Origin of the sequence: Halalkalibaculum roseum, assembly GCF_011059145.1 — a bacterium.
Classification (GTDB): Bacteria; Bacteroidota; Rhodothermia; order Balneolales; family Balneolaceae; genus Halalkalibaculum; species Halalkalibaculum roseum.
This window is the reverse complement of sequence record NZ_JAALLT010000001.1, coordinates 750,095-771,921: the sequence shown is the minus strand read 5'-3', so window position 1 is coordinate 771,921 and position 21,827 is coordinate 750,095. Positions and strand designations below refer to the sequence as shown.

At 40.0% G+C, this 21,827-nt stretch carries 13 protein-coding genes; 8 read left to right on the top strand and 5 right to left on the bottom strand.

Annotated features, from left to right (window positions below):
- Window positions 1-9 precede the first annotated feature (9 nt).
- Genes G3570_RS03140 through G3570_RS03130 form a run of 3 tightly spaced genes read left to right on the top strand, consistent with a single transcriptional unit; the run spans window position 10 to window position 5,181 of the window.
- Entirely contained in the window at window positions 10-1,098 is a 1,089-nt protein-coding gene (locus tag G3570_RS03140; RefSeq protein ID WP_165139068.1) for a sensor histidine kinase, read from the top strand.
- On the top strand, window positions 1,095-1,541 hold the full coding sequence (locus G3570_RS03135) for a response regulator (protein WP_165139066.1): 447 nt from the start codon (window positions 1,095-1,097) through the stop codon (window positions 1,539-1,541). Before G3570_RS03140 ends, G3570_RS03135 begins: the two co-directional genes overlap by 4 nt.
- The gene (locus G3570_RS03130; protein WP_165139064.1) at window positions 1,531-5,181 is read left to right on the top strand and encodes a PAS domain S-box protein; all 3,651 of its coding nucleotides are present in this window, start codon (window positions 1,531-1,533) and stop codon (window positions 5,179-5,181) included. Before G3570_RS03135 ends, G3570_RS03130 begins: the two co-directional genes overlap by 11 nt.
- A gap of 432 nt (window positions 5,182-5,613) precedes the next feature.
- Here G3570_RS03130 and G3570_RS03125 read toward each other — a convergent pair whose 3' ends face one another.
- From G3570_RS03125 to G3570_RS03115, 3 genes are all read right to left on the bottom strand, one after another.
- On the bottom strand, window positions 5,614-7,983 hold the full coding sequence (locus G3570_RS03125) for a tetratricopeptide repeat protein (protein ID WP_165139062.1): 2,370 nt from the start codon (window positions 7,981-7,983) through the stop codon (window positions 5,614-5,616).
- A 443-nt stretch (window positions 7,984-8,426) separates the two neighbouring features.
- Entirely contained in the window at window positions 8,427-9,602 is a 1,176-nt protein-coding gene (locus G3570_RS03120; RefSeq protein WP_165139060.1) for a cystathionine gamma-synthase family protein, read from the bottom strand.
- An 11-nt stretch (window positions 9,603-9,613) separates the two neighbouring features.
- On the bottom strand, window positions 9,614-10,750 hold the full coding sequence (locus G3570_RS03115; RefSeq protein WP_165139058.1) for an amidohydrolase: 1,137 nt from the start codon (window positions 10,748-10,750) through the stop codon (window positions 9,614-9,616).
- A gap of 2,028 nt (window positions 10,751-12,778) precedes the next feature.
- Here G3570_RS03115 and G3570_RS03110 point away from each other — a divergent pair.
- Both G3570_RS03110 and G3570_RS03105 read left to right on the top strand, forming a co-directional pair.
- Entirely contained in the window at window positions 12,779-13,990 is a 1,212-nt protein-coding gene (locus tag G3570_RS03110; RefSeq protein ID WP_165139056.1) for a sensor histidine kinase, read from the top strand.
- A complete protein-coding gene (locus tag G3570_RS03105; protein ID WP_165139054.1) occupies window positions 13,980-14,414 on the top strand; it encodes a response regulator in 435 nt (144 codons plus the stop codon). The genes G3570_RS03110 and G3570_RS03105 overlap by 11 nt, the downstream gene beginning before the upstream one ends.
- A 12-nt stretch (window positions 14,415-14,426) precedes the next feature.
- On the opposite strand, the gene G3570_RS03100 is transcribed toward G3570_RS03105, so the two are convergent.
- Window positions 14,427-15,512 carry a hypothetical protein gene (locus G3570_RS03100; protein WP_165139052.1) on the bottom strand — a complete coding sequence of 362 codons (1,086 nt, stop codon included), beginning with the start codon at window positions 15,510-15,512 and terminating at the stop codon, window positions 14,427-14,429.
- Window positions 15,513-15,774: 262 nt separating this feature from the next.
- On the opposite strand from G3570_RS03100, the gene G3570_RS03095 reads away from it, so the two are divergent.
- Window positions 15,775-15,954, top strand: coding sequence for a hypothetical protein (locus G3570_RS03095; RefSeq protein WP_165139050.1), 180 nt, complete (start codon window positions 15,775-15,777; stop codon window positions 15,952-15,954).
- Window positions 15,955-16,409: 455 nt separating this feature from the next.
- Window positions 16,410-20,390: a PAS domain S-box protein gene (locus G3570_RS03090; protein ID WP_165139048.1), complete on the top strand. Its 3,981-nt coding sequence runs from the start codon at window positions 16,410-16,412 to the stop codon at window positions 20,388-20,390.
- 157 nt (window positions 20,391-20,547) lie between these two features.
- On the opposite strand, the gene G3570_RS03085 is transcribed toward G3570_RS03090, so the two are convergent.
- Complete coding sequence (locus tag G3570_RS03085; protein ID WP_165139046.1) at window positions 20,548-20,922, bottom strand: response regulator; 375 nt, start codon at window positions 20,920-20,922, stop codon at window positions 20,548-20,550.
- 291 nt (window positions 20,923-21,213) lie between these two features.
- On the opposite strand from G3570_RS03085, the gene G3570_RS03080 reads away from it, so the two are divergent.
- On the top strand, window positions 21,214-21,786 hold the full coding sequence (locus tag G3570_RS03080) for a hypothetical protein (RefSeq protein WP_249066615.1): 573 nt from the start codon (window positions 21,214-21,216) through the stop codon (window positions 21,784-21,786).
- Window positions 21,787-21,827: the final 41 nt, after the last annotated feature.

Sequence of the window (21,827 nt, the reverse complement as noted above, 5' to 3'; positions counted from 1 at the left end):
GATCAAAGTATGTTTGAATCTTTTCCATCAGGATTGCTGGTATTGGAATTAGATGATACCTGTACTCCTCCTTCCTTCCGACAAGTCAACGTTAATGAAGCCGCTTGCCGGGTTACCGGTATGGAAATGAAATCCAATAATGGAAAGCCATGGAGGGAGATGTATCCGGGGCTTGCCCAAACGGTCTTAACAGACATCATACTGGATACTATTTCAACCGGTAAGACGAAACATTGGGAGGTAGAGCGGGAAGGTACCGGGAAGTCAGGCAAACAAGTAGGCGGCTTTGTCTGGTTTATTTCAAAACAGGTGGTAGGTATTACTTTTAATGACATGCCTGGAGAAGAGTCACAAAAAAAAGGATTGGATAAAGGGTTTGTAAGGCAGAGTGTGCAGCTTGAGTCAGCAATTGATGAGTTAGAATCCTTTACCTATTCGGTAGCGCACGACTTGAGAGCTCCTTTGAGAAGGCTCGATGGGTTTAGTCAGGAATTGTTAAACGAATACAGCGAACAACTTGATGAAACAGGCAAACACTACCTGAATCGCATTCGAGTTGCCGCCCAGAAAATGGGCAGTCTTATCGATGACCTTCTGAAACTATCCCGAATTTCGAAAAAAAATATCGAGACCGAATACTTTGATCTTGGAACTTTGGCACTGGAACTGGTCGAGGAGTTGAGAGAGTGGGATACGGAACGCGAGGTAGCATTTCATAACGAAGGGGATCTTGGGATTCATGCCGATAAAGGGCTGTTTCGCTCACTGATGCAAAACCTGCTCTCCAATGCCTGGAAATTTTCATCCGACCGGAAACCGGCTCAAATCAAGGTGGGCTCTACAGTACATAAGAATCGGAAAACATATTACGTTCAGGATAACGGAGTCGGTTTCGATATGAAATTTGCGGGGAAACTCTTCAGGGCATTTCAGCGACTTCATAGCGAAAAAAAGTTCGAAGGAACCGGCATCGGCCTGGCTACGGTTCAGCGCATAATCAACCGGCATGGGGGACGAATCTGGGCTGAGAGCAAACCGGAAAAGGGAGCAACCTTCTATTTTTATCTAACAGAAAACAAACCGCAGGAGACCAAGTGAAAAATCAGGAACCGTATATACTACTGGTGGAAGATAATCCCGACGACGTCGAGCTGACCATGCTGGCATTCAAGAAAAATAATTTTGCCAATGAAATTCATGTTGTTGAGGATGGTGAAGAAGCATTGGCTTTTCTTTTTGGTAATCATTCCGAAGGAGTAGACAAAAGAGGCCTGCCTATGATCATATTGCTTGATTTGATGCTCCCGAAAATTGACGGTCACGAAGTACTGAGAGAGATTAAAAGTAAAAAACCTACAAAATTGATTCCGGTAGTGATTCTGACTTCTTCCAAGGAAGAAGAAGATATTTTAAAAGGTTATGAACTTGGAGCCAACAGCTATGTACGTAAACCGGTGGATTACAAGGGTTTTGTTGAGGTGGTAAATAACCTGGGAGTCTATTGGCTGGCTATAAATCAACCCTACTTAAATGACAAATAAAAACTATACCGTCTTAATCGTTGAAGACGATAGGGATGACGCCGAGCTAATCAGGCTTGAGCTAAAAAAATCGGATTCGATCTTTGACTTTGCAATTGTTGATTCCGTCGAAGACCTTAAGGCATTCCTGGACAAGGCTATACCCGATATCATAATTTCGGATTACAATCTGCCTGGTTTTACGGGCTTAGATGCCTTAAAGATTGTCCGCGATAGAATCCCTGACATACCCTTTATCCTATGTTCGGGTTTTATAGGCGAGGAGCAAGCCGTTGATGCCGTTAGAAAAGGGGTGAATGATTATTGCCTTAAAAATAATCTCGGAAGGCTGGGAATATCCGTTGAAAGAGAGCTGAAAAACTACGAATCGCAAAGAGAGAACCAGCTTAAACACCAGCTGGTTCTGGCTACGTTTAATGCTTCCGGACTTTCCGTAGCCATCATTGATAAAGACGGAAAATTCACCAAGGTAAATAACCAATTTACGGAACTGACAGGTTACTCGGATGAAGAATTGGTCGGCATGTCATATCTGGACCTGAATGAGAAGGAGAAATTAGTCGAGGCGGAAAATGTATTTAATAGAATTATTTCGGAGGGCGGGGTCTTCACCAATGAGTGGAAACTGATACGCAAGGATAACAGGGATTGCTATGTAAAGTCAACGATAACACAGATTGAGGATGAGAGGTTCGGGAATTACATTATCTCCTATGTTCAGGATATATCAGAGCGGAAACGGCTTCGGGCGATTCGGAAACATTCGGAAGTAATGTCTAATGTCGGTGGATGGGAGTTGGACCTCATGCTTGACAGAATCTATTGCAACGGCTTGGTACTTGATCTCTTTGATCTGCCTGATGGTTTGGAGCTGGCTGGAAAAACGCTGATCGAAAAATTGGATACCGAATCACAGGAAATATTCAAGTGCGCTATCGAAAAATCCATCAAAGATGGACTTGCCTTCGATAAAATTCTTCAATCTTCAAGAGATAACGATGCGAAGAAGCTGATTCATGTTTCAGGAGTGCCACAGCAAGTAGAGGGAAGAACCGTACGCATTTATGGAACCTTTCGTGATGTAACTGAGGAGGAAAGCAGAAACGAGGAGATTAGAAAACTTTCGCAGGTCGCCAGCAGGATGCACAACGGAGTGATCATATTCAACGATAAAATAGAAGTGGAGTGGGTAAATGATTCCTTTTTAAAAGCCACGGGATATGAATCCAAGGATTTCATCGGTACGGGCTTCGGAGAATTACTGGCGGGAAACGAGACCGATGCTGCGTCAATTCAAGAGGGCATTTCCAGCTTCAGGCAAGAACAACCATTCAGGCAGGAATTTTTAATATACACCAATGAAGGCGAAAAAAAATGGTTTGAAATTGATGTTAACCCGTTCTACGATAAGGTAAAGGAAAAGCAAAAATTCATTGGGATTCAGGAGGATATTACCAAAAGAAAGCTTTTGGAAAAAGAACGGGAAGAGGCACTGGTGAATCTGCAAGAACGGATTAAGGAGCAGACCTGCCTGTATAATATTTCTTCCCTTGGAGGGACGTCAATTCAAAAACTGCTTGGAAAAGCTGTAAGCCTTCTGGCACCGGGCTGGCAGTACCCACATATAACCGCCGCATCCATAGAATTTGGAGAACGGGTATACCAAAGTAACGAATATCGTGATACCGATTGGAAATTAGAGATTGAACGGGAATGTTTAAATGGGCTTCTACTCAAAATAAGCGTTGTTTACCTGCAAGATATGCCTGTATTAGACGAAGGTCCCTTTATCAAGGAAGAGGTAGCACTGATAGACTCTATTGCCAGTCATTTGGTATTAAAAATCAATCACTTGATGAACAGGCGGGAGCTGCTGGAGAAAGAACGCAGGCTGGATAAAATGAGTCAGATTTCTCGAATCGGCTATTGGGAATTGGATTTGGATAAGTACGTGGTGTACTGGTCTGACATGGTGAAACAAATTTTCGATGTATCTGAAGATTATCTGCCCGATTTGGAAACGGTCTTTTGTTTTTACAAATCCGGCGAAGACAGGAAAACCATGACCCGATCCGTTGAAAATGCTATTAACCATGGCAAGTCTTTTGATGTGGAATTGCGGATTAATACGACTAACGGGGAGGAGCTTTGGACCCGATCTATCGGTGAGCCTGAAATGGATGAAGATGGGATTTGTAAACACCTGAGCGTGAGTTTTCAGGATATTGATAACCAAAAACGAACTAAAATTGCATCAGAGCGAAGTCGGTTGCTGCTAGAGACCATCTCCGACAAGACGGAGGCGGCGATCTGGGTGCGTGACCGTGAAGGCAGGCACCAATTTGTGAATGAGAAGTGGAAGAAGATATTTGAACTGAGCGACAAGCAGGTAATCGGGAAAACAGCTTTTGAGCTTATTGATAAAGTAACGGCCAGGGAGTTTCAAAAAAATGATAAAAAAGTATTGGATACCAACCGGCCAATTAAATATGAAGAGAAGGTCTCTACCCTCCGGGGGGATTGCCACTATCTTACCAATATGTTTCCCATGGGCGAGATCCCGGGAGTGGGAAAATCTACCGGTGGGATAGCTACGGATATTACCGAGCGCAAACAAGTGGAGGAAAAGCTAAAGTTTAACTCCCGATTGCTGAATGAAATAGGAGAAGCAGTCATATCCACGGATCCGGATGGAAAAATTATATATTGGAATCGTGCGGCCGAACAGCTTTATGGCTGGTCGACAAAGGAAGCGCTGGGCGAAAATATTATTGATATCACTCCTTCTATAGCCTCGCGAGAACTGGCTTCTGATATTTTTTCCAAATTACTTGCCGGAGAAAGCTGGTATGGTGAATTCGAAGTGAGTCGTAAAGACGGATCCGTTTTTCTGGCCATGGTAACCAATTCTCCCGTGATTGATGAAACGGGCAATTTGGTAGCTGTCATCGGGATATCTTCTGATATCACCGAACGCAAAGCTAACGAACAAATAATTAAAAAGTCACTAAAAGAGAAAGAGCTGTTACTTTCTGAGATTCACCATAGGGTAAAAAATAACCTGGCTATTATCTCTGGTCTCATAATACTTCAATTAGAGGATATTGAGGACCAAAAATTCAAGGAGATCCTTAAAAAGAGTAGTAACCGAATCCATTCCATTGCAATGGTGCACGAGCTGCTTTATCAGTCGGATAATTTTGCAGACATACCCTTCGAGGAGTATATCAAAAATCTTGTATCAACTATTGAGGATAGCATCAGTTTTGATAATAAAGAGGTAGTCATGAATACGGAAGTTAATCTGGACAGTTTGAATATTAACCAGGCAATTCCATTAGGCCTAATGTTAAATGAGCTTATCACAAATTCATTAAAATACGCCTTCGCAAACAATGAACGTGGAGAAATTACGGTCAACATCACACGCTCGGATCATAACATTAACGTCATTTATGAAGATAATGGAAAAGGATATCCTGATGACATTGAATTTACAGGTACCGCCGGTCTAGGACACACCTTGATTCATACATTGCTGAAACAGCTGGCTGGTGATTTTAATGTTCAGACCAAAGGAAAATTCAGATTGGAGTTTCAATTTGAAGAACACATACAAGGAGCCCATTCCAACATTTGAGGATAACCCTTTAATTCATAATTGTCGATAAAGATAATGAATGATGGGTTGGGCAAATTACGGTTACGACAGGGAGCGATTTTTTTGCCTGAATATGCGCGTTATGGTTCCGTCCTTAGACGTGCCAAGAAGCTGGCCGGCAGCTTTAGCAGCTTTCAAAGCTCCACCGTGTAGATACTCAAAGCTGCTGTTTAACTAAGTCTGCTTATGCTGCTAAAGCTGCTGACATGAAGACCTGGTCCGCCTCCAATTGTCCCAATTTTAAACAACTCTTCACCATAGCCGGTAGGTATAAATTCTACAATCTTCTATAACAATCTGGTATATAGACTGTATCTGCCAGCAATTAGACCATAAAACCTTTACATCCGTCCATTCTAAGGGCTTATACTTTTTTTGATGAATGGTTAAATGGGAGAATAAGTCTTTCTTTTAAACATTAAGTATTATTTTAAAGACTGTCTTTCCTGGCTCTGATTCAACGTCCAGACTTCCACCATGAGCATTAATTATATCATTGGTGATACTCAGTCCAAGACCAGTTCCTTGTGCCCCTTTCTTAGTTGTGAAGAAAGGCTGCATAATGTTATTCTTTATTTCATCCGGAATACCCGGTCCGTTATCTTCGATCTCAATAACGATACTCTCTGAATCCGATAATCGAGTTCGGACACACAGTTTTGGACTAAATTCTTCTGAATTTTGAATACTCAATTCTGAATTCTGTTTTTCCCTCATCGCATCAAACGCATTATTACACAAATTTACGATCACCCTACTAAAGTCTTCGGCAATTAAGTCAACCTCTCTAACCTTCTCATCCAATTCCAGCTCGATATCCACATCCATCGGATCTTTCCCGGCGCGCATTCCGTGAAATGCTAAGTTGGTGAATTCTTTTATCAGGGCATTCACATCTGTCGGCTCCATTTTACCCGATCCGCCACGGGCATGCTGCAGCATGCCTTTGATAATTGAATCCGCGCGCTTGCCGTGATGATTGATTTTTCCGAGGTTAATCCGGATGCCTGTCAATATCGCTCCAACCTCTTCACTATTCCCTTCTGCCAACTCTTCAGCCGCTTCATCGACCATCTCTTCACTTACTTCCGCGAAATTATTGACAAAATTCAAAGGATTCTTGATTTCATGGGCAATTCCGGCGGTAAGTTCACCCAAGGACGCCATTTTTTCCGAATGAATCAGCTGTCTTTGCGCTGACTGTAAATTTTTCACCGTGTCGTTGAGTTTGTTGCTTAGTTTTTTCTTTTCTATAAACCTGAAAAAAGTAATCCCGACCAAGATGACGGCAAATATCATCCCGCCCAGAAAGATATTTCGAATAAATTTTCCCTCGTTAATCTCAGCCTGCTTAATGGCCAGCATTTTCTCATTGTTCTCTCTCTTAAGCGCCATTTCATTTTCGAACTCCATAAGACTTGTCATCCGGCTAATCTGTGAAAGGTTTTCAGCTGCTAGCGCAGAATCTTTCACTTCCGAAAAGATCAGGCTGTTCGTGTAAGCCTTTTTGTAGTCACCGAGATTGTAGTAGGTTTCCGCAATCTCACGGTACAAGCTTTCCCTGATTCGCAGATTTGATTCCGGAGCTGTTTGTTCGGCAAGCAGGAGGTGGTCAATGGCATTTTTATAATCATCTTTTGACATAGCCACTTGTGCCAGGCCCATACGGGCTCTCGACATTCCCGTTGTATCTCCTACCTCAGTACTTAATTCTAAAGCTATGTTGAATTTTTTCTTTGCATCTTCGAGATCAGATAACATTAAGTAGTTATACCCTTGTCTCAAATTAGCAGCCACTATTTCTGTCTTGAAAGCAATTTGATCACCATATGTAAGGGCTTTATCGTAGAACTCAATAGCACCGACAATATCGCCCTGATCGGCCAGTATATCTGCAATGTAGCTGTAGCTCGAAAACGTGTCGTAACTATTATTTAACTCGAGACGCATCGCCAATGCCTTCCGGTGATGCACTAGCGAAGAATCTATATCGCCTTTCCGATAGTAGGTTACTCCCATGTCGTTGTGAATACGTGCAATCCCCCACTGGTTATCAGCTACCTGATATAGTTTAAGTGCCTCCTTCTGACTATCAATTGCGTCACTCCACTTTTCCACGTACATATAAACAAAACCCATAGCAAGCAGCGATTCGACAATAGCCGTGCTGTCATTTAGTTGCCGACCGGAATTAAGTGATTCAATAAAATATTCTAGTGATTCACCATAGTTGCCCAAATTTCGCAAAATCAGCCCTGTACTCGTGAGTTGGTGCATATAGCTGTACTGATCACCGGAAGCCTCAAACGACTCTAACGCCTTATTGCTATAATTAAGCGCTTTCACATCCTGTCCCATTTGTGTATAGGTATCTCCCAACTCTGAATAAATTGCCCCCTTTTCAGAATCATCAATCTTTTGAAAGTATTTCATTGCCGCGAATAGTGTATCCTCAGCACCCTTTATGTCAAAAGTTCTGTATGCCTTTGCGAAGATTGCATAGCTTTCAATAGTTAAAGTCTGAATTCTGCCTAATTCCTCCTCATCTGCTGTAGCTGCCTGAGAATGGAGCAATTGTTTTGATAAGCTTAGTGCCTGAGTCGCATAAAGCAAACTGCTATCTGCCTCAGACTCATTGTAGAACCGGTGAGCTTGATCAATGGATTGAGCAATCAACGCGGTATCGACCGGGTTCTTCATAAACAGGTCTGAAGCCTGAGATGCGAATCCAAGAACAGGCCATATGAAGATCATAAGAGTGATAAAGAGCTTTTCTATCATGATGGTAAAAGTATTTTTGTTTACCGTTAGGATTTCCTCGCTTCTGAGATTGAATCCGATTCTATAACGGTTTCTTCAATATTCGCTTCAACAATGCGCTTGGTGAAGTACACTGCTGTGAGTATCAGTATAAGGAGATGTTGGTACGGACTATATTCTGTTCCATTAATTGTTTGCGGGGGCGGCGGAAGAAGTGAAAAATTGGCTATTAATGAATTATTTTCAGCAATATAGCCATAAACCCCAAAATGACAAGAATAAGATTTGTATAAAGTAACTTCAGAAGTTCTAGCAGCTTTCACAGTCTCTGGATATTAAACTTAATTATATGCTATAAAGCAGGCATAACTTAGCTACAGAGAAAGAATCCAATCTGAAAGCAAACTATTTTATATTGTGTATTGTAAACAGTTATGTTTTCAATTTTTCAATTGCATTCATTATTAGATTTTTAAAAGTGCTTGATCAAAATCAGCAATAATATCTTCAATATTTTCTATCCCCATCGCACAGCGTATTAAGTTTTCAGGAATACCCAACTGTTTTCGTTCTTCAACTGTAGTTTCAACATGACTTGTTACTTTTGGAGGACCGATCAAGGTGCTTACTGAACCCAGACTTGCGGCTAAATGAGCCAGTTCCAGACTATTCAGAAATGCTTTTACCTTGTCGAAATCTCCTTTAACAGAAAACGCCAATACTCCTCCAAACCCTGTCATTTGCCCCGATGCGATTTTGTGTCCGGGATGTGATGCCAGTCCTGGATAAAAGACCTGTTCAACTTTTTTATGTTTTTCCAGATGTTCTGCCAGCTTAAAGGCATTTTCATTTTGCCGCAAAACTCTTAATTCCAACGTTTGAATGCCCCTCAATAACATATAGGCCGTATTTGCATGCAAGCTGGCTCCGTTGATTTCCCGGTAATGGAATATTTGTTGTATTAAATCCTTATTACCGCAGACTACTCCTCCCATTGCATCTGAATGACCTCCCAGATATTTTGTAGCGCTGTGCAAAACCAGATCAGCGCCAAGCTCCAGAGGATGTTGGTTGATAGGAGTAGCGAATGTATTGTCTACAATAACCAATGCCCCTACTTCGTGTGCCGATTTAATGAGTCTTTTTAAATCCAGTATTTTTAAGGTTGGATTAGTAGGAGTTTCCAAGTAAAGTATTTTACAGCCCTTTTGTACTTCGGCTTCAATTTCTTCATGATTTGTGGTCTCACAAAGGCTTACCTCAATTCCATTTTTAGGAAGAAATTCTAAAAATATAATACTTGTACCACCATACGTGTCTTTGATAGAAACAACTCTATCTTCTTTTGATAAAAAAGTTGACAAGGTATTACTTATTGCGGCCATTCCCGTTGAAAAGCTGGTAGCTGCTTCGGCATTTTCAAGAACTCTTACTTTTTCTTCGAAAACTGCTACAGTTGGATTGGTGTTTCTACTATAGATGTATCCTTCTTTTTTCCCAATGGCCACGTCAAACCAATCATCTACATTGTCATATCCAAATGTTACACTGTTTACGATAGGAACCTGGGTTGCTCCTTGATAAAATAATTTGCTTTGTCCTCCCCATACCGCATTTGTTCCTTGTTTTCTATTTTTCATTTTGCTGTTCTTTATTGCGTTAATACCCTTTTAATTATTCCATTGAACATAGTCATACCCGTCTCTATGATTTCATCAGGGAAGTCATAATTAGCTTGATGCAGGGCCGGGGATTCTAATCCGGCTCCTATGCCAAACATCGCTGCCTTGTATTTTTCAGAAAACCAGCCAAAATCTTCTCCAAATTTAAAAGCTGAGCTTTTCTCTATTACTTCATAATTACAGGCTTTTGCCGTATCCATAATAACTTGGTTACAGTACCCGTCATTAACTACGGCAGGAAAATAATCGAACCATTTTACTGTTTGAGGTAATTTGTATTTTGAACAAACTTCCAATAGAATGCCGTCCAGGTCCTGCTTTAGCCTTTCCATTTTCTCTATACTTTTGGTTCTTAACGTGTAATGTATCTCGCCAAAACCTGCAGAAATACCATAGGACTTCACTCCCATCTTGGAATAAATTGGCACACATAGCCTGAAATCTTCTTTAGCAGGATCATTAATATTTAATTTATCAAATTTTTGTATAAGCTCAGCAATGCACAATGCCGGATTCACTCCATGCTCGGGCTCAGCAGAATGCGACTCTTTACCTTTTAAATGGATAGATACACTCTGGACAGTAGAAGAAAAATTATCGTTAAGTGTAATAATAGAATGGAGCGGCTGACAAGGAATATTATGCAATGCAAATATAAAATCCGGATGTATTTCAATAAACCTATCATCGTTTAAAACATCAGGTGCACCGGCACCTGTTTCTTCAGCGGGTTGAAAAAGTAAGATCACTTTTCCTTTCTTAAAATCCTGTTGTTTTAACCAAAAGACCAGTCCAGCCACAATGGCCATATGACCATCGTGGCCACATTTGTGGGCTATACCATTGTTTAAAGAACGGTGCTCAAAATCATTTACTTCTTCAATGGGAAGTGCATCCAATTCGCAGCGGATTACAATAGTGGGACCGCTATTTGAAAACTCATAAATAACCGCTAATCCATTTCCTCCAATATTTTCAATGATTTTGGTATAATGGTGTTTTTCAATGAATTTCTTAATCCGTCCAGCTGTTTCTGTCTCTTGCCCCGACAGCTCAGGAAATCTATGGAGTTCTTTTCTGAACAATTTTATTTTTTCGATGATCATCTGTTTCACTTTTTCTGCTCCCTCTCATAATTGTTAACAACATTGGCATATCACCAACGCTGTTTACGTTATCCTTGCTTCATATAAAGATTTATGGTTGATACTATAAAATATGGTCAGAGTAATAATAAAACCGATTTCATATCAAAATACCCTCAGAACATCAACTTGCTTTAAAGAATTACATATTCAATGTTATAGGTAGGACAATATAAAACCATATAACATGCTACTAAGTGGATCATGGATATTATCTGGTTTCCGGGTAACATCCAAGTAGTTAAGGCTGCTAACATAAAACTAGCATCCACCTGACAGGTTATATACACTCCTGACAAGCCAATGCGACAGACACGACATCTTTGGTAAAAACTTAGTAGGAAACTTTACTCAATACCGTTTTACTTAAAAATTTTTCGGAAACCTGTCGGGATGTCGGTTATATCCCTTGTCAAAAAAACCATTAAAATTTCAAACCTCATCTTACCGGAATGGGTACCTTTAAAGCGGTGGGTGGTAGGAAGTCAGATAAACTAAGCGTGGATATAGCCATTCAGAGGCTCACTAAATAAATCAGACAGAATCCGGATCTGAAATATTTTTTCTAAAAATTTTTGAGGTGTCCTATTGGGCGATCCCATTTCAGGTTACACAGAAAATAATCGCCGGATCAAGCAGTAAAACTCAAACCTCTGATATGCCTCATAGGCTACAAGTAGTGACTCCAAAAAGCTAGTGCCTGCAGCTCACTCAACCTCTCTTGAAGGTGAAATAATTTTTTAAGTCACCTTTGTAAAATAATCCCCCCGGCAAGGACAGCACTGAGGGTGTACTCTATATCAACTGGTATCTTGATAGGACCGTTGAAAGCGTTTTCCTTAATACAATTTTATATTATTCTGCAATGGGTAATAAGAGAAGTACTAAGCATAAAAATACCCTGACCCCAATCAAAGGGCCAGGGCTAATGTAAAGTAAGCTCTCACCCTTACTTGTGTGTATAAACAGTACGATTACTTATCTAACTGCGCTCATAGTTGTTCTCATGCTCTTTAATCAATTCTTGATAGTTGGGAATCATATCTTGTAATGATACCGATAAAGGCTTGAGGTCATCTTTTCTGATTTGGTCTTTGTATAGATTTTCACCTTCACTCCTGTTATTGCGTTAGTTGTCCATGATGATATTTATATGTTAGTCATTGAAACTAGTCAGGTTTCTTTTGCTTGAGTGAAAGTAAATGAAACTCTTCAAAAATTGGAATTAGGATATTTTTAAATAAAAAACCCCGACCCCAATCAAGGAGCCGAGGAAATGGAATAGTTCATTCGCGAGGAAATCTCGCTCTCAGGGGATATGACTATCCTAAGCATGTATGGTTACATTAGTATTGTCTAAGCTGTTGCTCCATTTTCTTTAGGCTAGTAACAAGCTCACTACTCACAACGCTACACCGATTACCGGTGAAGTCATAGGTAATTAATTCAACCCTTCCCCCTAAGTGATTTATTTTTCTAATAATAAAATCTTTGTAGGAATACAGATCAGGGGTAATAAGCTTATTCCAGCCCTCTGGTAGTTTCACCTTCTGTGGATTCATGCAGAATTGTACAACATTAAGAAACATGTTTCTGTAAGGGTTTTGCCCATTTTAAGTGTGGGGGACATGACTATATAAAAAAGTCCAGGCGAATCATCTAAACACCTGGGGCATATCTGCAGTAAGTCATGCCAAACTTACTATCGTTCTATTTGTTTTTTAGACTATTGAAAGTCTTGATGGTTACAAAATCATATATAAAAATCCGACCACTATTTATAGCCGGATAACCTGATAAACGTACTAAGTTGGCTTTTAATTACGCTATTTATAAATCCCAAGATTTATGATTAACAATATAAGCTTTACCCGACAGTAGTATACCAATATTAAAATGAGGTATTATTAATGTGCCTTTATTCTTTATTTTATAAATTGGTGACAACATAAAGGCTGTCCAGAGTAATTATCGTTTACAGAGCCCTCAATGTCAGAGAATAACAATTACAGAAGTGTATTTCGATATTTACCCATAGCGTCACTTGTTCTACGTCCGGTCAGCAACGATTATGCGATAGAAGATGCTAATGAAGCTTACCTAGAGACTACCGGAATTATTCGTGAAGAGTTATCTGATATGTTGTTTTTCCAAAACCACCTTCCGGCAGTACTTCAGAAACCCGATGAGCAGATACCACTTTTAAGAGAAACACTTCAAAAGGTATTGGAAGAAAATCAGCAGCAGAAAGCTCACGGGATCCAATGTCAGATCAAAAAAGCTAAAAATGGCCACCAGGCTTTTAGGCAGCTTCGCTTTATTCCAATAAGCGATGATCAGAATGCGGTTGAATCGGTACTTGTTACCCTGCATTCTGATAAGACTTCAACAATCTCCTCAAATGTGCCAACGGACAAAAAGAAAATTTCAGAAGTGTTTTTTGAGCTGAAAGAAAGCAATAAAGAGTTGAACTATCTTATCAATCAAAAAAGCGCACAATTCGAAGCGGCCAGTGAAGATCTAAAAAATTTCCTGTATTCAGTTTCTCACGACCTTCGAGCTCCCCTGCGCAGGATTGACGGTTTCAGTAAGGAACTCTTGGATGAATATGCATCACATTTGGATGAGACGGGCGGACATTATCTTAAAAGGATACGACAGGGCACGCAGGATATGGGTGATATTATCGATTCCCTGCTCAAATTATCTCGCACTTCAAGGACAAAAATTGAAGTTAAGGAAATTAATTTAAGTGAGATTGTAAAAGAGGAATTCTCGAAATTGTTAAACTACGGAGACTATTCAAAAGTAATCTTAAACGTACAAGAACAGGTAACAGGGGTCGCAGATCCGGGACTTACACATGTTTTGATAAATAATTTGCTTTCGAACGCCTTAAAATTCACTTCGAAAGTAGACTCTCCGGAAATTAGTTTTGGCACGCAGACAACCGAATCAGGGACACACTATTTTATTAAAGATAATGGTGTTGGATTTGATACGGCTTATTCGGATAAGCTTTTTAAAGCTTTTCAAAGACTTCATGCGCAGAAACAGTACCCCGGTACAGGTATAGGCCTGACTACTGTAAAACAAATCATTACCATGCACGGCGGCACCATCTGGGCAGAAAGTGAACTCGGCAGCGGCGCCACATTTTATTTTAATTTCAAATATAGTCATGAGCAGTATGAGCAATAAAAACAGTTACATATTATTGATCGAAGACAATCCTGATGACATTGAACTGACTAAATTGGCATTTAAGAAAAATAATTTTGCCAATGAGATTAAAGTCGTTGAAGATGGAGAAGAAGCCATCAACTTCCTTCTCGGGAAAGATTCAAATGGCGTAGAAAAATTTGGGCTCCCCGAACTGATTTTACTTGATCTTATGCTGCCTAAAGTGAATGGCCACGAGGTGTTAAGAAAAATCAAAAGCCAGGATAACATAAAACGAGTCCCGGTTGTGATACTTACCTCCTCACAGGAAGAAGAAGATATTGTAAAAGGCTATGATTTCGGCGCAAACAGCTATGTGCGTAAACCCGTTGATTTTCAGGATTTTATGAATGTTGTTAACAATATGGGTATTTATTGGTTGGTAGTAAATAAGGCGCCATAGCTCATATAGTAGTTAATCAAAGGTGGCTACCAATTTGTATTTGTTCTGTTTGACCGCCAAAGCAGCAGCTTTTTGGGCATAACTTTTTGCGGTACAATCGTATTGCAGGCTAAGATTACCGGAAATATTGATATCAATAATACGATCAAAAGTCGGGGTGTTACCAACCAGAGCCGACCCCCTAATCGTTGGTGTTCCGGTCCCGTCAAAGTCATAGGCATTCTCAAATATTACCAACCCATTAAATTCAAAGTTTCCGGCTACATCCAGTTCCACTCCTGAACTATCTTCATATGCCATTTCCCCTCCAGAACGTATTACTAAAATACCATACCCTTCTGAGATGCCTCCCGTTAACCTAGCTTGATCTTCGACGAAAAATACCCCCGGATTATTTTTGGTTCCCAAATCGCCTTTATATGTGCCGGAAATGTTTTTTGTGTACTCCATTCCTTCCAGACGTTTAATCAAGTCATCGGTAGGCTGATAGGAAAGCAGGGAATCGGTTTTAACGGGCGGATCACCCGTCAAATCATTAGCAGTATGGTTTTCTATTAAAGCTTTGGAATAGCTATCCATCACGGTTATTCCTGGTTTATCCGTGCAACCAGTTCCGGAATCATCAAATCCATTGATACTGGAACTTCCACCGGATGAGTAGCTGAAATTAGTAGTTGCGATAGTCAATGGTGATTTAAAATCAGGGATATAATCAAAAGAGTTTATCTCATAAACACTTACAATCTCAACAGGCAACGACGAGTTTTCCAACTGGGAGGTAGAATACAGTCTAACGGTATCCGGTGACCAAAAGTCCGGGCTGTCATGAATATATTCTGTATATAACAAAAACGAATTTCCATTAATACTGCCCATCCATGGATTGTCAGCATCATGAGTTGATGCCCAGGTCGAGTCATCATTCATCTTTTGCATGGCCATCTGTATGGCCATATGAGCCGTATTTTTGGCATTCACAAACTCGGCATACCCGGCGTTACTTTTGGTTAGCATACCAGCCTGGTTCATTGAGCTTATATTCCATGAACCCATCGCTACCATCACCCCTGATACAATTATTAGCATTGCACGTCCCATAATACCTCTCTATTGAGTTAAATATGTTTGTACCCGAAAACATTAATTTCATTAGAATTTCTTAATGTTCTGATAGTGGGACGATACTAGTACATAAAGGTTACAAAATTAAATATTTATTTTTGATTAAAGCCTCTCAATTGATCTAAATACACTTTTTTCTTTTTACAAATATTAAATATTAATATTTTCTAATCTTTATTAGGATTTTTTAATATACCGATTATATTACAAGTGTATCATCTACACAAAATCTATCATTATGAGCGAAGAACTCGATTTCAGTGATTATCCCAATTTGCACCTGGAACTCATGATTGACGATTATCAGGAGTTGCTACAAGAAGCCAAAAGGCGTGAGTGTGAAAAGATCGTTCAAACACTTAGGCGTAGAACGAAGCCAAAAAATCCTGCTAAGAAGAAGGTTTTGGTGATTTGCTAAAAAAGGACATGCAAGAGTGCCGCACAGTATTACAAAGGGTTACTCTTTTCTACCACATTTCCTCCAATGCTAAATCTCTTATGCTTTTGAGTGTGACAGCTCTTAAGCTTTTCTCAACTTCAGATACCGCAATATCTGCCTATCTATAGCGGTATCTTTTAAACAGGGTTCCCTTTCTCATTTAAGTTCATGAACATTAAAAAAACCTAAAGTTTAAAGAGTTGGATGTCTTAAAATTGGATTTTAATGTGAAAAATATAACTTGTATAAAATACTTGTATTAAGAGTACATTTTTATTCACATCATTAAATAAAAATGAACCACACAAAATGACTCGAAATATGAAGGGTTGACTGCTATCAAGATAAAGTTTTCGGGAGTTTAGCATGTAGAGTTATAGGCTATTACTTTTTCTTTATTTCGGTTTCTATACCTTTAAAATCTTATAACTCATATGGCTAACTCTTATCAAATAGTATTGCTCGAAGATGATTCTAGTGACGCTGAGCTCATTCAATTACATCTCCAAAAGGTCGAGCAGAGTATTTCAGTAACTGTTGCCACCAACAAAGCGCAGTACCTACAAGCCTTAAAAGAAGTCACCCCGGACTTGATTATTTCAGATTATAACTTGCCTGATATTAATGGTATAGAGGCTTATGAGATCACCAAAGAAGACTTGAGATACATTCCCTTCGTGTTGATTTCCGGTTACATAGGCGAAAAGAAGGCAGCAGGGGCTATTAAAATTGGGATCCATGATTATGTAATGAAAGATAATTTAGACCGCCTTCCCACGGTTGTTTATCGGCTATTGGCCGGACTTTTTGAAGCCCGACTACAACAACAAAAAGACCAATTTTTTAAGGCCATCTTTAATACCGGGGAGATAGGAATTGCCATTATTGATGAGTCATTAAACTATACGATGGTTAATGATTCTTTTGCGGAGTTATCAGGGTTTACTGAAGAAGAACTAATGGGCATGAGCGCCTTAGAGCTCAATCTTTCCGAAAGCCACCAAAACGTGCAGGATAAAATGGAGTTGGTTTTCCAGGAAAACGCAACCCTATCCGGTAACTGGCTGCTGCAATGTAAGGATCAAGTCCTACGAAGTGTTCACTCTACTTTGAGCTTGCTACAACTAGACAATGACACAAAATATGCTCTTTCTTTAGTAAGAGATATCACCAAGGAGCAACAAGTATCACGGCTTCGCAGGCAGGTGGAAGAAATATCGGGGGTTTCAGGATGGGAATATGATGTCATTTCCGGGGAGACCTATCATACTCCTATGGCGGGCCAAATCTACGAACTTTCCCCACGCCAGATGAATATTTCTGCGGACAAGTTCATCGAGAAATTTGATGAGTCGTCCCAACAGTTAATTCATCAATCGATGGGAAATGCCATCGAATATCAACAGCCATACGATATAGAGGTAGTCCTCCGCACCCCGTCCAACCAGAAAAAAATAGTAAATATTACCGGTAAACCTATTGTAGCACACGGAAAAACCTTGAAGATATCGGGTACGATGGTTGACATTACAGATAAAGTTGAGTCCGAGCAGGAACTCAAGAAATTATCGATGGTGGCCAGCCACACCCAGAATGGGGTGATCATTACCGACAAACATAAAAAGATTGACTGGGTCAATAAGGCTTACACAACTATGACGGGCTACAGTTTTGAAGAATCCGTGGGCAGGAATCCCAGTGAATTGCTGCATGGTCCGGAAACCAACTTGGAAACAAAAAAGCTAATTTCAGAAAAACTAAAAAAAGAAGTTCCCTTCACTGAAGAGGTCTTAAACTACAGGAAAAATGGAGAGAAATACTGGATTAATTTAAACATCACTCCGGTGCTTAATGATCAGGGGCAGCTAGCGCAATTCATCGCCATCCAGGAAGATGTTACCGAACGAAAGAACGCGGAGCTGGAGCTGTTGCGTAGTGAAGAACGGCTCCGAGAGGCACATCACATTGGCAAACTGGGCTACTGGGATTTTAATGTTGCAACCGGGGAGGTCTTCTGGTCAGATAACATGTACGAAATTTACGAACGCGATAAAGACCAGGGAGTACCCTCTTATGAAGAAGTTATGGAGCACTACCCGGACGAGAAAGAATTCCACAAGAAAGCGGTAGAAGAAGCTGTACAGGAAGGCATACCCTACCGTTTTGACATCAAAATGGTAACACCTAAGGGAAACACAAAGTTTTTACATGTAGAAGGATTGCCAATTACGGATAACAATGGCAACGTTACCGATCTACACGGGGTCGTATCCGACATTACCGAACGTAAAATAGCGGAGAATGAGCTGAAAGCAAGCGAAAACAAACTCAAGGAAATACTACGTAATGTCGACGGTATGTTTCAGGAGTATAAGATTTACCCGGATGGTAGTGATGAGTTGATTTACGTAAACGGAGCCGTTGAAAGTTTGCATGAGCTAACTGCCGAGGAGGTTAGGGTCTCCACGGATAAGCTATGGAAGCAGGTCATAGAGGAGGACAAGCAAAACTTAAAAGAGTCAATACAACAGTCGGCCAAACACTTAACTTTTTGGGACCATAAATATCGTATTGAGACCCCCAGTGGGAAACGTAAGTGGATCCAAGGGAGAGGCAAACCCCAGCTGCAGGAAGATGGCACGGTGCTTTGGGATACCTTAAAGATAGATGTAACCGAACAAGAAGAGGCTAAAGCAGAGCGCGAAGGTCTCTATCACCTGATAGAGCAGAGCGTTAGTGAGATCTACATTTTTGACCAGGAGAACCTACAATTTCTATACGTCAATGAAGCTGCCATCAATAACCTTGGATATACGCTCGAGGAATTGAACTCGATGTCACCGTTAGATCTTAAAACTGACTTTTCAGGGGAATATTTCCTAAAGTTAATCAAACCTCTCAAGGATGGTGAAAAAGAAGTAGTCGAATTCGAAACAATACATACACGAGCTGATGAAAGCAACTATCCGGTGAGTGTTTATATCAGAAGTGGTGAGTATAAAGGCAAATGTGTTTTTGTAGCGCACATTATTGATGAGACCGAAAAGAAGACTGCAGATGAAAGGCTGCATTCCCTCATTGAAATTGCCCCCATGCCTATATTTATCGAGTCAAGTGATGGTAAGGTAACTGGCCTGTGGAACGAAGCTGCGGAAAAGGTGTTGGGCTTTACCAAAAAGGAGGCGCTGGGCAGTACATTACCACATGTCAACACCGTAGGCCAAGTAGATTCTTATAAGCAATTACTCAAAAAGATACAGGCCGGGAAAAAAGTACAGGGTGCAGAAGCTGAACGCATGAAGAAAGACGGTACGATTTTTCCTGCAAGAATCCACGCAAGCCCCTTTTTGGATGCAAAAGGTGAGGTGGACTCTATTCTAGTCATGCTCGAAGATGTTACCGAGGAAAAGAAGATTAAAGATAACCTGCAAAACCAGGTTCAGTTCTCCAGGCAAATACTAGATAGCATGCCCGGCCTATTTTATTTGATGAATAGAGATCTGGAATTCGAACTATTGAATAAAAATGCCTATGAATTTTTTGGTATATCCGAGGAGGATTTGCAGAATATTAGCCCTTATGACTTGATAGCTCCCGAAGTGCAAGATGACATTGCCGCGAAGATTCAGGAAGTGCTAGCCACAGGGTATGCCGAAATAGAAACCGTTATGGTTGCAGGTGGTGAAAAATATCAATTTTTCATTAACGGATCGCTAATGGAACAAAACGGCGACAAGTATATTCTCGGAAATGGAATCAATATAACGGAGAGGGTAAAATCTCAAAAAAGGAATGAAGTACTAATCAAAGAAGTGCATCACCGGGTAAAAAATAATCTTGCCATCATTTCGGGTATGTTAGAGCTAGAGCTATTTGATTTAAACGATGGTGATGAAAAGATAGCACTGCCTATTCAGCGAAGCCGTAGCCGCATACAGTCTATAGCAAGAGTTCATGAGCTGATTTACGGTACCGAAGACTTAAGTTCCGTAAACCTGCATAATTATATAAATACGCTGTCACAAGATTTAAAAAAATCCATCATGCCCCGCGGACTTGATATACGCATTGAGACCGATATTACCCGAAGGGAGCTTAATATTAACAGCGCCGTTCCCCTCGGTCTACTGCTCAATGAATTAATGACCAACAGCATGAAATATGCCTTCGAGGAAAAGGGGAAAATAGAGATTACCATTACATTCTTGGAAGACAAATGCCAGCTTGATTACAAGGATAATGGCAAAGGTTTTGAAGAACCCTTTAATTTAGAAACGGCAAGGTCTACGGGTATGGTTATCATGAAAACGCTGATTAACCAACTTGGCGGTGATTACGAACTTGATACCAAAGGTGGATTTCACCTAAGATTACGGTTCGAACCGAATACAAGAGGATCGCATTCTAATTTATAATCTTAGTCGATTAAGACTTATTACTTTAAAATAAGAACGGTAAATCCATTATTACTTTCTTGTAATCCAAACCCATGTTCAGACTACGGCTGGGGAATCAAAATCAGAATCAATTACTGTAATTATCTCTAAATAAACTACTGATTGGCAAATAAAATTAGCTGAATATTTGATCAACTGCCTCTGATAGGTCCTGCGAAGTGAAAGGCTTTGAAATTTTAATTATCGGGCTGGATAGCTTGCTAATCTCGTCTTCATATTGCTTAATATTACCCGATATAAATATTATTGGTACCGAAGGTTCGGATTTCCTAACCTGTTGACTTGCTTCAACGCCATCCAACTTTCCTTCCAGAGCGATATCCATAATGATTAAATCAATATGCTGATTCCCAAAAACATCAACAGCCTCTTCGCCGCTTGTAACCGTTTCCGATATTTTGAAACCTAGATTTGTTAACATTCTTTGCTCCAGCATTGATATGAGCAAATCATCTTCTACTATCAGTACCTTTTTGCCATTTCCCTTCATGTGACCTCATTTCTGTATTTGGCACTACTATTTACCGATTAAAAATCGATATCAAATGAAATATCCGTTAGATGAAACAGTTCTAATCCGCGATATTGTTGTTAATTTACAGTTAATAAGTAGTTGTTTCTAAAAGAGAAATATCTAAACAAAATTCCTTTTGACATTTACATTAGAAAATATTAATGTTTGTTAAGGAATCTTAACAAAGAGAGTATGACAGGATGTAAATTCATTCTGTATAAAGTCAGCAAAATAACTGGCTATCAAAAATCATTAATCATCTACATCATGATTTGGGTTAAAACGGCATTACTATCGCTAGTCTATTTCATTACGTATGTTGCTTTTACAGGAAACAATTCCCATGAAGTAACATCCGAAAAACCAGAAGGACACGTGGTTGATAATTTTTCAATCGAAGAGTTGATAGCCGAAAAAAAAGCAGACTACAAAGAAGCCCCAATAGCATCTCTTAAACTTAGAAGTACTTGGATATATGAGAAGGGGGCGGGAATTACACCTGAGGGTTCAATTCGCCGTAATTATAGTGATTTATTCTCCCATTATGATAGTAGATTTATTTGCTGGGAAATCACCTTGGAACATCCCAGTTATGACACTAATCGTAATTTAGATTTTACCTTCCAACTCTTTGATCAAGCAGGTAACCAAGTAACCAAAAATAAAGCCGATAGTTGGATACCGGCAAATTCCGAATTTAGCGACCATTCTGCCTGCTGGGGATGGCCTTACCCGAATAACTGGTCTCCAGGCAAGTACACCTTCGATGTCAAAACTATAGTAAGCTCGTCGTCTCAGTCAGATGATTTTTCTGCAACTATTGACTTTACCATGTACTAATTATTGCATAATAGACAGGATCAAGCAATGATAATGATAAA